The following is a 13667-nucleotide window of genomic DNA, read 5'->3' as shown; positions in this document are numbered from 1 at the left end:
ATTATTTCCAATGCCAAGATAAAAAAATACCTCGGCATCGGCCGAGGTATTCAATCCAGAACGGTAGCGGTAATTAAACTGCTTTGTAGATAACTTTGTTACCTGCTAACTGCTCTTTTTGAACTAGGTTTTCTTCAAGAAGCTTCTTTAGTGCGCCAGTAGCCCATGATGCCGCTTTAGTATCTTCTTGACCTGCAGCTAGACCGATGCCTTTAGGGTTAATACCTTCAGCATTCGCCATAACGATGTCTAATACTTGTTGTTGCTTAGGAGTAAGGGCAACATCAACTGTTTTCACTGCAGCTACTTTTTTATCAGCTACTACTTTCTCCGCAACAGCTTTTTCAGCAACAGAAGGTGCTACTGCTTTTTCCGCAACAGGCTTCACTGCTTTAGGTGCTGCAGCTAAGTTTGCTACTGTCGCTTTAATGCGTTTTTGCAGTTTCATCTGCACTTTACGCTTATGAGCAAGTCTCATTGAATATTTCTCCAGTTCACTGCATCTCAGCAGGGATGAAAATTTGAAGCGCGTTTTATACCAAAATTCACAAGCAATTTGTAGGTTTTAGCGGCGAAACGCGATGAAAAATGCGCTCAAAGCATAGAACGTCTACTATTTAATCAGATATTTTATGAACGGATTTATTGAATACTGGGTATAAAAACAGAGGTTTGTTTTATTTTAAATGCAAATCAATGCACATAAAGCTACCCACTTATTTTTGGACAAGTATTCGATGAGGTTATAAGCATGGAAACGCTGCACCTAACAAATTCACATTTCAAACCCGACTCCCCTATCAACAGAATACTTTTGTTGCTCGTTGCACTCATCACTTTGTTTTTGGTTGCCATTTCTCCGGGATGGAAGCAAGCCATGTTGTCGGTCATTTTGATGTCTGCAATCGTTGGTTTCGCCATCTTGATGATTAAGAAAAGCCAAGTCACTTTTACGCTGACAGCTTCTCACTTTCAGCAACACCTTTTTAAAGGAGGTTGGGTCGTCCGATGGCGAAATATTGAGTCAATCGGTATTTGTAGCTACCAACAGGAAGGGTGGCACCAACCGCTACCTTGGATCGGTATTCGTCTAAAACACTACTCACCCTACTTAAATTCAATCTGCCCTCGTATAGCGACAGAAATTCTCCTCAGCCAGCGAGCACTGCTTTACTTAGGCGCGAAACAAAATCAGTGTGAAGATAAGTTTGAGGATATGGTGCTTGACCCTAAACCGTATATAAACAGAGATGGGATTGAGTACAAAGGTTTGTTAGCGATGCTCGCCAACCGGATGAAGTATCAGAGAGGCTTTTATGGCTACGATCTATTTATATCAGCAAGTGATCTAGATCGTGAGGCTGAGGATTTTGTGGGACTGACTCGGCGATACTTAGCTGCCGCCGAGCCAGAATAATGCTTAGTACACGCACTTTTAGTAAAGCGGCATCTCGTCAGCAACGAACGGGTTAGTTTTACGCTCATGACCGAAAGTCGATTGAGGGCCGTGACCAGGGACAAACGTGACATCATTGCCTAAAGGCCACAATTTCTCTTTGATAGAGCTAATCAACGTATTGAAATCGCCTTGTGGGAAGTCAGTTCGACCAATGCTACCGTTAAACAAAACGTCACCCACAAACGCTAAACGCGCTTCTTCACTGTAAAGCACAACGTGACCAGGTGTATGACCAGGTGTGTGGAATACGTTCAGCACTTGATTACCAAAAGTGACAGTGTCACCCTCATTTAGCCATTGGTGCGGTTCAAACGCTTCTGTCAGTGGGAAACCAAACATTTGGCTCTGACCTTCCAAACCTTGCAACCAGAAGTTATCTGCCTTGTGAGGACCAACAATCTCTGTACCGCCAAGCAGTGCAGACAGCGGCTCCGTGCCACCTACGTGGTCCAAGTGACCGTGTGTTAGCACTAGGTTTACCACGTCAACACCCAGCTCTTTGATAAGCATAGCGAGCTGCTTTTCATCGCCGCCTGGGTCAACCACAATACCTTTCATGGTTTCGTCACACCAGACAATAGAACAGTTTTGAGAGAAAGATGTTACTGGAACAACTTGGTATTTCAGAGCCATAGATAACCTATACCGAATAAATTTGCGTGAAAACTGCCGCAACTATGACACTAAGGCCTAGCGACTTCAAGCTTTGAACTGTGGGTAATCGACGACGTTCTGAGACTAGAAACCTTGTCTCAACTGGCACTACCAGGAACGAACAGCACCCGTATCGATATGAACAAAGTTACTACCTGGATAATAACCCACGCCACCGGCTTTTAGGCTTAATGCAGCATCACGAACCGTTGAAAGCTTCACGCCATCTAAACGGAAATCAATGGCCTTTCCTTCCATGTGCATGCTCTTTTTCGCTACACGAGAAGACCCGTTGCGCAGCGAGGCGTTAGTGGCAGGAGAACGGTAACCTGAAATGACGATCACCTCTGCTTCTGTACCAATTAACTTTTGAATTTGACTTATTTGATCGAACAAGCGTCTATCCATGGGATGAACCTCATTTCGTCGATGGTCTCGACAAAACTCATTCAGCCTTTGAAGTTCATCATTAATGTATCGTTTTCCATCGAAATAGCATGTTTCGAGGATCTCTCCAGTATTAAGATTGTTCATCGCCAGCGCACGTGGCTCGTCAGGGAGTGAAGCCCAAGAAAATGATGGCAGGGCAGACGCCAACACCACACCACCAGCGGTCATTTTAAGGAAATCTCGGCGGGAAAAGTTACGACTTACCATTTCAAAATACAGTGCTCAACAACTAGACAAGTCGTGGACATTAACCAAACACATTTGTCACGTCAAATGCATAAAACGCTCCATCTTGATTTTCAGATGCAGTAATTATTGCTTAATTATTGAACGAAAAGAGAATTCTTCGTTTTGTAAATTTTCCTTAAAGATTTCAACTGCGGTGATCGTACTTATAGATATCATCACGGTAGTAAAGCGTTCCCTCTTCCAACCATGCTGTTTGATAAATGATGTGTACTTGAATGCGCTCTCCCAAAGGAACTGACGTGTTAGACCGACGAGAACTTTCTCGCTTTTTCGCTAAACGTTCTTCCAACCCCTGAGTTTTGAACAGAAGTTCTGCTAACTGGTCTGCATGTTCTACACGAACACATCCTGAGCTGAATGCGCGTCTGTCCTGTTCAAACAAGTTCTTACTTGGCGTGTCATGCAAATAAATAGCTTGTGGGTTAGGCATATTGAACTTGTACAATCCCAGTGCATTTTGTAAGCCCGACGCCTGTCGCATACGATAAGGAAATGTTCTCGGATTCACCGTTGCCCAATTGATGGTTGTAGGGTCAATAATTTCGTTCGAAGTCCAAGACCGAATGATTTGAATGTTATGGTTAATCAAATACATCGGATTACGTTTTACTTTAGGAATAATGTCTTTAACCATGATAGTCCAAGGCACGTTCCAAGTTGGGTTGAGAATAACTGAATCCAGTGCTACCGACATGATGGGCGTTTTTCTTGATGCTCTCCCTACCACAACTTTAGACTCAAACAAGGGTTGACCGTCATGCCAATACGTGACTTCGTATCCAGGCACGTTAACAAAGACAACATTATCCCTTTCTTTCGACCAAATTCTTGAACGCTCAGAATTCAACGCCAGCAGATGCAATCGCTCTTGAGGAGAAAAGTTGATCCATCGAATGGTATTCGGGCCGATAACGCCATCTTCTTTCAAACCATGAATACGCTGGAACTCTTTTATCGCAAGCTCTAATTGTTCGTCATATTCTTCAGTGACTAAATCCAAGTAAGAAACATCTACGCCTACGATCTCCATTCGCTCAATCAATAGGGGTCTGTTTTCTAATATATCGCCAACACGTGCTAGCCCAGTTTGTTGATAGGCAGGATATTGGTACTGAGAATGTTCCGATAGCGAAGAATAGGCGGAGTAGAAAGCATCATCTGTTTGTAATGGAGACCGGAGACTTGCCAAAAACTGACCAAGTTTGCCAACCGTAATCTCATTACTCAGAACCGATAAAGTATCGATGCTAGGAGCGGGTAACGTAACATGGGCTTTGTCTGTAAATAGCCAATTAATCCCTTCTTCGGGGAGTTGCTCAAGATAACTAAGGTACATCAAGAGTGAGTCTGTCATCACTAAATCGAAGTCGAGATTATCTCCCTGCCACCTTACTTGGTTTATCCGGTGAAGTTGATTTTCGAATTCATCGGTGACATCCGCAAGTGCAACCAGGTTTACTTGAAAAAGAAACTGCTCAATATCACTTTCATTTTCCCAGTTCAAACGGTAATTGGTGCTTTGATACAGTTGATCAATAACCTCTGGATAATGGATCATTTTTTCTACAGACAGCTTTTGTACCGCTCCCTCTTGCTCGACTTGCGCTGAAGCTTCGAGAGAAACGACGGTGGAAAAGCTGCAAAACGGCACCAGAAGTGCCGTCATGATTAAAACCCTAGCAAACACTGAAATGATCCTTGCGCTACTTGCCATAATAAAAAGTATGGCAAATATCTCACAGCTTGCAGGTTTAAAATTAAGAATCTGATGCCGAAAACGACAACAAAACTCTCTATAAGTAATTACTCAATGATCTTTCTAGATAATTCTCGACCAATGGTTGTCCCATTGCACTCCGCTTGCGAAGGTACTTTTTGACTCCTCTGGTCTTTGCTCTACCACTTTTCCCGCCCCAGAGCTGACTCGGAACTCATCGCCATAGACCACAACACCAGAGGCATCTGGTAACGCACTTAGCTCGACCAATTTGCCCGTAGATTTAGACCATATACCATAACAACTGCCCGGAGGCGAAGTGGCTAAGATCCATTCATCGGTTGCTGCAATACTCGCAACGTAGTGATTGAAACGCGCCCACTCTTCAGGCTCAGCTTGAAGATCTTGCATTTCACCACCACGCGTGTGCATGGCGATCAAAGCTGGATACTCGTCCGGCTCACCACGATATTGCTGACCACAAAGCACGGTTTCCGCACCATCATGGGCTAAGTGGCGAATACTCAACTTATGATCCGGTAAAGACACTTGATCCAGTAGCTCACCCTTCTGTGAAAGGTAACTCAGGCTGGGTTTCATGCTATCAAGATTGAGAGGTTCACGACCGTTAGTGTGTACGCCACCGACGCCAATCGCCAATACACCATCAGGCATCATGATCACTTCATGAGGACCAAGACCAAAACCCGTTAACTCATCGACCTTTTGATATTGCTTCTGTACATCATAAACACCAATGATCCCACGGCTTGTCCCCCTCTCACCTTCTGTGGCAAATAGTAATGTGCCGTCATGGGAGTAAACGCCATGCCCATAGAAATGACGATTTGACTTTGCTAGTTGCAGTTTGATCATCTGCCCTGAGCGAAAATCAAATACCATGAAGAAAGTACCAGGTCGTCGACCAAAGACTACGGCGTGGCCTTGTTGGTTCGTTGCTACACCATGACCACGTTCAGGAATCGGCAATGAAGATAGCGGCATACCATGCTCATCCGCCACCACCGCTGCGAATTTGTCTCGGCCAATGATAGAGCAGCCGATCAACGCAGGCTCACGTGAGCTTGTTGAAGAACAACCAAATGGCATCATAGGTGTAGCCGCCCCGAATAGAGCGGCTTTCAGCAAGGTTCGGCGGGTTTGATCAGTCACCATCGGTTGCATTAAATCCTATAACTACGCCAAGCTCGATCGCCACTTCTTCGTGAATCAGGTACTTCAATTGCTCTAGCTTATTGTATTGAGCGAGCACCATGCGATAGCCTTCTTTTGTTTGTAGTGCAGCAAACAAGCTCTTATCTTCTGGCCAAGTTTCTAACGCCATTTCAAACTGATGAACGACACGGTCTGCGAGATCTGCATGGCCTTGCTCTCTAAGTAGCGCATCTAGACCATTCCCGTTAGCAAAGTACAACGCTTCCATCCCTTGAAGGTTGGCTTTTAAGTTTGAAAGCGAGGTCTCTGAACGCCACGATTCTGAGAAATACGGGCGAGGCTTACCAATCTTCGCTAGCGGTCGGCTCAACTTCTTCATGCTGTATTCAAGCTGATTCGAGAGCAGTGAAATGTACTCAGACTCCCATTCCGTCATCTCTAGCGATTTCCAAGGGTTCTCTGCCCAAGAATCCGCGATGATCTGCGCTTTGTTATCGAGGTTTTCTGCAATCGCTACGCCTGTCACACAAGTATTGCCGTTGCTAGATAAGGTCGACGCTTTATCGTAAAGCAGCCATTCCAATGCACCTAAACCTTGCACGGTGACACTTTGGGTGGAGATATCTTCTGCACTCCAAGCTTGATCAGATTTCGTCAGTACAGACATTTTACGACCAGTGGTATTCTTTTTATCTGGCCAAAACTGAACATTCCAGCTTTGCTCCAACGCCGTAGCAGGGCCACGTTCTTGACCTTGTAATGCCATCCACGCAAGCATCGTTTGATGCCATTGCTGTTTTACTTGTGCATCATCTTTCGACTCTGATGCGCAGTAATCCGCGAAGCGCTGTTCAAGTTCTGTGGTTTGCGCTAAAAACGTCTGAGCTGATTGAAACTCAACCTCGTACACGCTTTGAGAAATATGACTTGTACTCTCAGGCTTGGCTGAGCTCGAACCGATGGTCGATTGGCAACCAACCAAACTTAACGTTGCGGCAATCGCACTCACTAACAGTGTTTTTTTCATGGTTGCTTCCTTATAGAGAGTTCAGAAACGCAATGAGAGCATCACGTTCTTTTTTGTTCAGAGCTAAAACATTTTGTTTCGCCGTTTCAGCTTCGCCGCCGTGCCACAACACCGCTTCCATCAGGTTACGAGCGCGGCCATCATGTAGAAAGTAAGTGTGTCCGTTTACTTCTTCGGTATAACCAATGCCCCATAGCGGTGCCGTTCGCCATTCACGGCCGTTTGCTAAGTATTCCGGACGGTTATCGGCTAAGCCTTTACCCATGTCATGCAAAAGCATGTCTGTGTATGGGTGGATAAGCTGCTCAGAAAGCGCTGGTAACTCTGGTCGTTTCGCCGTTTTAACACTGGTCTTGTGGCAGCTTTCACAGCCAGACGCAGCAAAGATTTGCTGACCAAGTTTCACGTTAGGATCATTGACGTTACGGCGAATAGGTACGGCTAAGTGTTGGCTGTAAAACTCTACGAAGTCGAGAATATTTTCACTCACCTCTGGTTTGCCGCCATTTGGCATGTCGTCACAAATGCTTTGTTTCGAGGTACAGTTTTCATTTGGGAATAAATGGCTCGTAAGACCCACATCACCATTAAATGCTGCTGCATTTTGCTGCATTAGCGTCGGTTGTCCTGCTTTCCAGCCAAAACGACCAATCGAGAAGTCGTCCTTCTCAATATCCCACACCTTATTGACTTTGCCTGAGATACCGTCTTTGTCGGCATCTTGTTCATCAGCCCAAGCAAGTAGCGTTTCGTCGGGAATACTCTCTAACAAACCAAGGCCGATCATTGGCGGTGCCACGCGTGCTGAGAACTCGGTATCAGGGTGCATATCGCCGTAACCCAGATCGGTAATGTTCAAATGAGGTTTTCTTAGCGTCACCGTCGTACCGTCTTTAAATTTCACTGGGACATCGGTGTAAGTGATTTCGATTTTGCCTTCTGGCGTTTGATCTTGCAGAGCGAAATCTTGAAGCTGGCCACCATAAGTCGGCTCAGGTATGCCGCCATCTTTGATGTAAGCTTTCTTTTGTTCTGGCGTCATCGCAGGAATGCTTAAGCGCACTAACATAGACACGGCATGTAAATCATCTTTCTCTGGCGGATGACCACGACCGTCTTTGATGTGACAATTCTGACAACCATTGGTGTTAAAAAGCGGGCCTAGGCCATCACGAGCGTCCGTTGACGCTGGCGCTTGTACCCAAGGGTTACGGAAAAAGCTGTTACCTACGCTAAAGTCGAGGCGTTTGCTCATTGGCAAGTTAGCAGCAGGAAGAGAATAGGCATTCGCGCCGTCTTTTTTAACACTGGTTTTGCCACCAGACTTAACATCATAAGCCATGGCAGAAGAAGAAAGGATCGCGGCTAGCGCAGAAATTAGGTATGGCTTCATATCATTGCTCTACATAGACAACAAGGGTGATAACAACGAGCTCAAACGTCAAAAGGGCTCACAAAGAGCCCTTATTTATTATGGTTTTCTTATTAAAACTCGTGGTCAGCAGTATCAGGGCTTAGGCTGTCGATGCCGACAATGCTTGCCGCACGCTCAATCGCACCGGTTTGTGCTACCAACGACATGATGGTGTCGTTTACTAGCGCGTTGCCTTGTGCGTTACCCGCTGCAATAAGTTGGTCAAAGTGCTGGTTGTTCTTCTCTGCAGAAGTCACTAGCTCACCAACTTGGCTACGTGTTGTATCAAACTGCTTTTGAATTTCGGTCGCGGCTTTCTTGTCTTTTTGAGCAACAAGGTCAGCGATACTTGGACCAGATAGCTCTTTGCCGTTTACACCTTTGTATGTACCTGTGTAAACGTTGTAGATGCCTTGCTCATTGTAGTAGTGAGAGTTGTGCGTGTTGTCTGAGAAACAATCGTGTTCGTCTTCAGTCGAGTTTGCCTCTAGTGCCACCTTCATGCGCTCACCCGCTAGCTCACCTAGAGAAAGAGAACCCATGCCGAATAGCATCTTACGAAGACCATTGTCAGCAGATTCGTTCAATAGCTCTTCACGGTAGTTGCCTTTCACTTCTGCAGACCACTGCTTTTCCATCCACTCTAGGTCTTGAACCAGTAGATCAGCGGCCGCTTTTAGGTACTCACCACGACGATCACAATGACCATTCGTACACTCAGAGCCAACGACGAAATCAGTGTAAGCACGTTGACCTGCACCCGCGTTAGTGCCGTTTAGGTCTTGACCCCAAAGCAAGAATTCAATCGCGTGGTAACCTGATGCAACGTTTGCCTCAGAACCGCCTACTTCGTTTAGATCCGCTAGCAATTCTGGAGTGATTTTTGAAACGTCCAGTTTAGAAGCACCAATCTGCAGACTTGTGTTCGCGATGATGTTGGCAGCAGCGCCCTCGTTACCCAATTCGTATTGGTAATCAGCCGCTACGTAGTCAATCAAACCTTCATCAAGTGGCCATGCGTTCAGCTGACCTTCCCAATCATCAACAATCGCGTTACCAAAACGGAAAACTTCAGACTGTTGGTAAGGCACGCGAGAATCTAGCCAAGCTTGTTTTACTTCTTCAAGCTTTTTCGCTGATGGTGATTGTAGAAATTCGTCGATTTTCACATCAAGCGCTTTCGCTGTTGTTACTGAATCAGCAAATACAGCATGGGCAACGTCCGCGTAATGTTCGACTACTTGTTGTTTAGTTACTGTGGCAGCAACGGTAGAACCACTGGCAATGAGGAGTGATGCAGCAATAGATTGGACTAAAACTTTTTTTGCATTCATCTGAAGCATCCTTGTTGAGCTTTTCAATTATCGTATTGGTAGTGCTAATTATTCTTATTTGCACTTTAGTCTCGAGATAATACAAATTTACAATTTATTTGCAACTCCAGATACAAAAAAACCTCATAAAAATGAGGTTTTTCACAGACTTTATTGTCAGTTTTATCTTTAGGATTAAACCTTTAGGTCATGTTTTCCGTGAGAGACTTTTGCCTTCAGATAATTTTCGTTGCCATCTTTGATATGTGCAGAGGTATTGACAACCTCGCCAATTTCAATTCCGTACTCAGATAACTCACGAATTTTCTTAGGGTTGTTCGTCACGAGGCGGATCTTATTCACGCCTAAAGCTTCTAGCATTTGTGCTGCTTCTGTGAAATCACGCAGGTCATCATCAAAGCCCAAATGGTTGTTAGCTTCGTACGTGTTCATGCCCTGGCTTTGTAAGCGGTATGCATCGATCTTATTGTACAAACCAATACCACGACCTTCCTGACGGAGATACAAGATGATACCACCGGACTCGCCCATGCGATTGATCGTCTCTTCTAGTTGCTCACCACAGTCACAGCGTGAAGAGTGAAACACATCGCCTGTCAAACACTCAGAGTGCATACGAACTAAAGGCATGTCCTGAGTTTGGTCCGCTTGTTTAAAGATAATAGCAACATGCTCTTTGTCTGTCTTCAGACCATGGAAAGACAGAATTTCGGCATCAATGTTACTTTTTGCCCCGACTTTAAAATCTACTCTGGCACGTACTTCCGCCATATCTATACTCACTCGATTTATTGCTTGATGCGCTTGATGCGTTTTCGTTATTGCATTCATGGGATTTACTCGTTGCTCTTCAACTATGGGGACTGATACCGCATTTTGCAATATAGAGATCACAATTGAGGGCAGTTATCCACTCAAGACAGCAAAAGAGAAACACTCTCCAACTGAACAATTGTTATATTATAACAATTTAAAAAAACTACAATAAAAAACCCCAGACAAATTTTGTCTGGGGTTTCAAGAAGGTCGTTTGGTCTATCTTTTAATGGGTCTGACTGCGCTTCCAAACGGCGAGTTCAATCCAAACTGCTTCGAGTTCTTGGATTTCCTCGTCGGTCAACACGGCGAGCGTTGAAGTAACTTGAGGCAGGTTCGGTGATTGCAATGCACGAATCTGCGAATAGAAGTCTTTTTTAAGTTGTAATATAACTGAATCCACTGCGTGCACCTATTTCGTTCTTTTATTACTTATCCAGCTCAAAATTTTTATTTTCTTTATACTGGAAACTTCATAAATTCGGAAAAATGATAACATTCTGCTTGTTAAGTGCACAATTTATTTTTAATAGTGGAATAACGGTCACATTAATTACGCTTCACCATTCGGATCGAATATAAGACAAAAAAGATCAAAAATAGCACAGGAAAGATCCACAACAGCGCCGTGGAATAATTTAATGGTGGTTGGTACAGAACAATATTCCCATAACGAGCAACTAGATAGTCCTTTATTTCTTGATCTGAGCTGCCTTCATTGGCCATCGTATACACTTTCAACCTCAGGTCTTTAGCCGCTTGTGCATTAGACTCGACAAGGTTTTGGTTTTGACACTGCGGGCAGCGTAATGCCTTGGCTAACGAGGTTGCACGCTGTTGCACTTCAACGGAATGAAATTCAAACAGATCAACATTCTGTTCTATATCCGCACTTCTCGTGAAAGGAGAAAATAGTATAAATAGGATTAAAGTGAGGAGAAGATTATTAAATCGAAACATTCAAGTATCCTGAAAATATATCGTTCCATTTATCTGCCGTTAGCTCTCCACGATATTTGATCAATATACGACCATTTGGATCAATCAAGTAAGTTTCCGGCGTTCCGATAACACCTAGCTCCACAGCGAGCTTTCCATTAGGGTCACTAATTACTTCAATATATGGATTTCGTTTAGAGCTCAAATATTCACGAGCGGCTTGTTTTTGATCTCTATAATTCAGCCCAATAATAGGCACACCGAGTTCTGCTAACTGCAATAATTCTTCATGCTCTCGTTTGCATACTCCGCACCAAGATGCCCAAACATTCAATAATTTATATCCGTCGCTTTTGAACAACTGCTCAGAAACCATGTCATCAGAGATCAGAGAAGTAGAGCGAAAATTAGGTGCATCTAAATTTCGTTGTGGGGACAATTCAACATGTGGTCGCTCAGACAAAGCCACCGCAGTTACTACAGCAAACACGGCAACAGCCACAAACAGACCTGCGAGTTTAAGCGTATTTCTCGATCGCATTGATAGCCTCTCTCCTTTTCTTTAGGCCGGTTAATAGCGCACCAAACACAGCTAGTAGCCCGCCAGACCATATCCACCAAATACCTGCGCGGTACTGAACTTTAATCGCATAAGCATGAGTATCGACTTTGTCACCCAATGTCACGTAATAATCGCCATGCCATAGTGAACGAATCGCAGGCTCGGTCATATTCATCACTCGCACAGGGTAATGACGCTTTTGCGGGTTGAAATTGAGCATGCGGCCATCTTCCAAGTGCAAGGTGATCTGTCCTTGTTCCGCGGTGTAGTTTGGCCCCACCAGCCATTCGATACCATGATAATCGATAGTGATCCCCGCCCTTTGTTGAGAACTGCCGGGTTCGACACGTAAATTATGTTCATATGAGTAGTGACTGTTGAATACAGCTCCACTCACCGCCAGCGCAAAACCGATATGTGCCATCACGATTGGCATGAGTTTGCGCTTATTGGAACAACGAAACAGCATAACGAGATGCGCCACAATCACCCAAGTAGCCAATATTATGGTTAGCAATACTTCGAAATGCAGTACGTTCACTGAGAACATAAACCCGATCCCAGAGACTAGAGATAACGCAATACTAATCGCGATATCAGTGCTTCCACTCGGAACTGCGCCTTTTGTCCATTTCAGCACTGGCATGAATGCTAAGGCAATCAGAGCCAGTATGCTTAATGGAAAGGTCAGACTATTAAAGTAAGGTGCGCCAACCGAAATGTTCCCTAAGCCGAGCAGTTGATAAACCATCGGATAAAAAGTGCCAAGAAAAACGATGGCAGTCGCAATAACCAGCAGCCCTTTGGCGATATAAGCAGTGTAAGCTTGGCTCGCTAGAGATTGAAGTTTGAAACGAGGGAGTTGTTCTCCTCGCAAAATCAGTACGCCAAAAGTGATAATGACAAGCAAGCTCAATACACCAATCAGCACCAAACCTTTAGTTGGGTCCACCGCAAAAGCGTGCACTGAAGTCAGCACGCCAGAGCGCACCACGAATGTCCCTAAAATGCTTAGGCTGAACGTAGCAAACGCCAGTGCATAGGTGCTCCAAATTGCGCCTCTGTTACGTGTTGCGACAACACCGCTGTGCAACAAAGCAGTACCAGTAAGCCAAGGGAGTAGAGAAGCGTTCTCCACAGGGTCCCAAAACCACCAGCCGCCCCACCCTAGCTCATTGTACGCCCACCATGATCCCACCAAGATACCCAACGTGAGCGTTCCCCATGCAAAAAACGCTGCGCTTCGAGCAACCACATACCAATCGCTCATCGGTTGTTTACCCAATAGCGCTGCTAATGCAAAAGCTAATATTGCTGCGTAACCGACATAACCGAGATAAAGCAATGGTGGATGAATGATAAGCCCAACATCTTGCAACATTGGGTTTAGATCTCGTCCTTCCGACGCCAATACTTGGGCATACTCGAACGGGTTAGAGGTCATTAACGTGAACCAAGCAAATGTCGCAATAAGAAGGTTCATGATTCCTAAACAGTCACAAGTATATTGGGCGTTGAGCGGTGACTTAAATGCAATAAACGACGCCCATAAACTCAAGGTGACGACCCAAAACAACATGGAGCCTTGATGCCCGCCCCAAGCGGCAGCAATCTTGAATGCTACGGGAAGTTGACTGTTGGAATGCGTAACAACATATTCCAACGCGAAGTTGTCTTGCACGAAGCAGACGATCAGAAGTGCTAAACAAATGAAGGAAGCTAAGCTAATGATGTGGGACATCGCGACTTGATGCGGCAATGTCGCCTTCTTACTCATAGCACGACGTAGCCAATGCAGCAACGATGCACAAGTCGATGTTACAGCCACCAATATCAGTAAGAAGAACCCTAGCTCAGCTTCCATTTATCC

14 protein-coding genes are annotated in these 13667 nt (G+C 44.9%); 1 reads left to right on the top strand and 13 read right to left on the bottom strand.

Going from position 1 to position 13667, the window contains the following annotated elements; all coding sequences use genetic code 11:
- Positions 1–73: 73 nt before the first annotated feature.
- Positions 74–478: a hypothetical protein gene (locus R8O10_RS06800; RefSeq protein ID WP_005376863.1), complete on the bottom strand. Its 405-nt coding sequence runs from the start codon at positions 476–478 to the stop codon at positions 74–76.
- Between the two features lie 273 nt (positions 479–751).
- Between R8O10_RS06800 and R8O10_RS06795 the strand changes: the two genes are divergently transcribed.
- Positions 752–1417, top strand: a complete 666-nt coding sequence (locus R8O10_RS06795) for a DUF2982 domain-containing protein (protein ID WP_005376857.1) — start codon at positions 752–754, stop codon at positions 1415–1417.
- An 18-nt stretch (positions 1418–1435) separates the two neighbouring features.
- On the opposite strand, the gene R8O10_RS06790 is transcribed toward R8O10_RS06795, so the two are convergent.
- The 12 genes from R8O10_RS06790 to R8O10_RS06735 form a co-directional block, all read right to left on the bottom strand.
- Positions 1436–2092: an MBL fold metallo-hydrolase gene (locus tag R8O10_RS06790; protein ID WP_005376855.1), complete on the bottom strand. Its 657-nt coding sequence runs from the start codon at positions 2090–2092 to the stop codon at positions 1436–1438.
- 129 nt (positions 2093–2221) lie between these two features.
- On the bottom strand, positions 2222–2770 hold the full coding sequence (locus R8O10_RS06785; protein WP_031778936.1) for a DUF882 domain-containing protein: 549 nt from the start codon (positions 2768–2770) through the stop codon (positions 2222–2224).
- A 166-nt stretch (positions 2771–2936) separates the two neighbouring features.
- On the bottom strand, positions 2937–4478 hold the full coding sequence (locus R8O10_RS06780; protein ID WP_005376852.1) for a L,D-transpeptidase family protein: 1542 nt from the start codon (positions 4476–4478) through the stop codon (positions 2937–2939).
- Between the two features lie 153 nt (positions 4479–4631).
- Positions 4632–5714 (bottom strand): DUF1513 domain-containing protein, encoded by a 1083-nt coding sequence (locus tag R8O10_RS06775; protein WP_193838084.1) that lies wholly within the window; start codon positions 5712–5714, stop codon positions 4632–4634.
- Positions 5695–6732, bottom strand: a complete 1038-nt coding sequence (locus R8O10_RS06770) for an imelysin family protein (protein ID WP_054866138.1) — start codon at positions 6730–6732, stop codon at positions 5695–5697. The genes R8O10_RS06775 and R8O10_RS06770 overlap by 20 nt, the downstream gene beginning before the upstream one ends.
- Positions 6733–6742: 10 nt before the next feature.
- On the bottom strand, positions 6743–8125 hold the full coding sequence (locus R8O10_RS06765) for a di-heme oxidoredictase family protein (RefSeq protein ID WP_005376848.1): 1383 nt from the start codon (positions 8123–8125) through the stop codon (positions 6743–6745).
- A gap of 92 nt (positions 8126–8217) precedes the next feature.
- A complete protein-coding gene (locus R8O10_RS06760) occupies positions 8218–9480 on the bottom strand; it encodes an imelysin family protein (protein WP_053304295.1) in 1263 nt (420 codons plus the stop codon).
- A 174-nt stretch (positions 9481–9654) separates the two neighbouring features.
- Positions 9655–10251: a GTP cyclohydrolase II gene (locus R8O10_RS06755; RefSeq protein ID WP_025767283.1), complete on the bottom strand. Its 597-nt coding sequence runs from the start codon at positions 10249–10251 to the stop codon at positions 9655–9657.
- A gap of 271 nt (positions 10252–10522) precedes the next feature.
- Positions 10523–10699: a hypothetical protein gene (locus R8O10_RS06750; RefSeq protein WP_020480909.1), complete on the bottom strand. Its 177-nt coding sequence runs from the start codon at positions 10697–10699 to the stop codon at positions 10523–10525.
- Positions 10700–10845: 146 nt separating this feature from the next.
- Positions 10846–11256, bottom strand: a complete 411-nt coding sequence (gene nrfF / locus R8O10_RS06745; protein WP_053306573.1) for a heme lyase NrfEFG subunit NrfF — start codon at positions 11254–11256, stop codon at positions 10846–10848.
- Positions 11243–11776: a DsbE family thiol:disulfide interchange protein gene (locus R8O10_RS06740; RefSeq protein ID WP_005376839.1), complete on the bottom strand. Its 534-nt coding sequence runs from the start codon at positions 11774–11776 to the stop codon at positions 11243–11245. The genes nrfF and R8O10_RS06740 overlap by 14 nt, the downstream gene beginning before the upstream one ends.
- Positions 11754–13661 (bottom strand): heme lyase CcmF/NrfE family subunit, encoded by a 1908-nt coding sequence (locus tag R8O10_RS06735; protein WP_182039492.1) that lies wholly within the window; start codon positions 13659–13661, stop codon positions 11754–11756. Before R8O10_RS06735 ends, R8O10_RS06740 begins: the two co-directional genes overlap by 23 nt.
- Between the last annotated feature and the right edge of the window lie 6 nt (positions 13662–13667).

Origin of the sequence: Vibrio sp. 1727 (genome assembly GCF_033344415.1) — a bacterium.
Classification (GTDB): Bacteria; Pseudomonadota; Gammaproteobacteria; order Enterobacterales; family Vibrionaceae; genus Vibrio; species Vibrio alginolyticus.
This window is presented reverse-complemented; position numbering and strand designations above follow the sequence as displayed.

Coding starts and splice junctions, on each gene's coding strand:
- R8O10_RS06765 (WP_005376848.1), bottom strand. CDS start 8,125: ATGAAGCCATACCTAATTTCTGCGCTAGCCGCGATCCTTTCTTCTTCT.
- R8O10_RS06795 (WP_005376857.1), top strand. CDS start 752: ATGGAAACGCTGCACCTAACAAATTCACATTTCAAACCCGACTCCCCT.
- R8O10_RS06760 (WP_053304295.1), bottom strand. CDS start 9,480: ATGAATGCAAAAAAAGTTTTAGTCCAATCTATTGCTGCATCACTCCTC.
- R8O10_RS06775 (WP_193838084.1), bottom strand. CDS start 5,714: ATGCAACCGATGGTGACTGATCAAACCCGCCGAACCTTGCTGAAAGCC.
- R8O10_RS06770 (WP_054866138.1), bottom strand. CDS start 6,732: ATGAAAAAAACACTGTTAGTGAGTGCGATTGCCGCAACGTTAAGTTTG.
- R8O10_RS06780 (WP_005376852.1), bottom strand. CDS start 4,478: ATGACGGCACTTCTGGTGCCGTTTTGCAGCTTTTCCACCGTCGTTTCT.
- R8O10_RS06790 (WP_005376855.1), bottom strand. CDS start 2,092: ATGGCTCTGAAATACCAAGTTGTTCCAGTAACATCTTTCTCTCAAAAC.
- R8O10_RS06785 (WP_031778936.1), bottom strand. CDS start 2,770: ATGGTAAGTCGTAACTTTTCCCGCCGAGATTTCCTTAAAATGACCGCT.
- nrfF (WP_053306573.1), bottom strand. CDS start 11,256: ATGTTTCGATTTAATAATCTTCTCCTCACTTTAATCCTATTTATACTA.
- R8O10_RS06735 (WP_182039492.1), bottom strand. CDS start 13,661: ATGGAAGCTGAGCTAGGGTTCTTCTTACTGATATTGGTGGCTGTAACA.
- R8O10_RS06800 (WP_005376863.1), bottom strand. CDS start 478: ATGAGACTTGCTCATAAGCGTAAAGTGCAGATGAAACTGCAAAAACGC.
- R8O10_RS06755 (WP_025767283.1), bottom strand. CDS start 10,251: ATGGCGGAAGTACGTGCCAGAGTAGATTTTAAAGTCGGGGCAAAAAGT.
- R8O10_RS06740 (WP_005376839.1), bottom strand. CDS start 11,776: ATGCGATCGAGAAATACGCTTAAACTCGCAGGTCTGTTTGTGGCTGTT.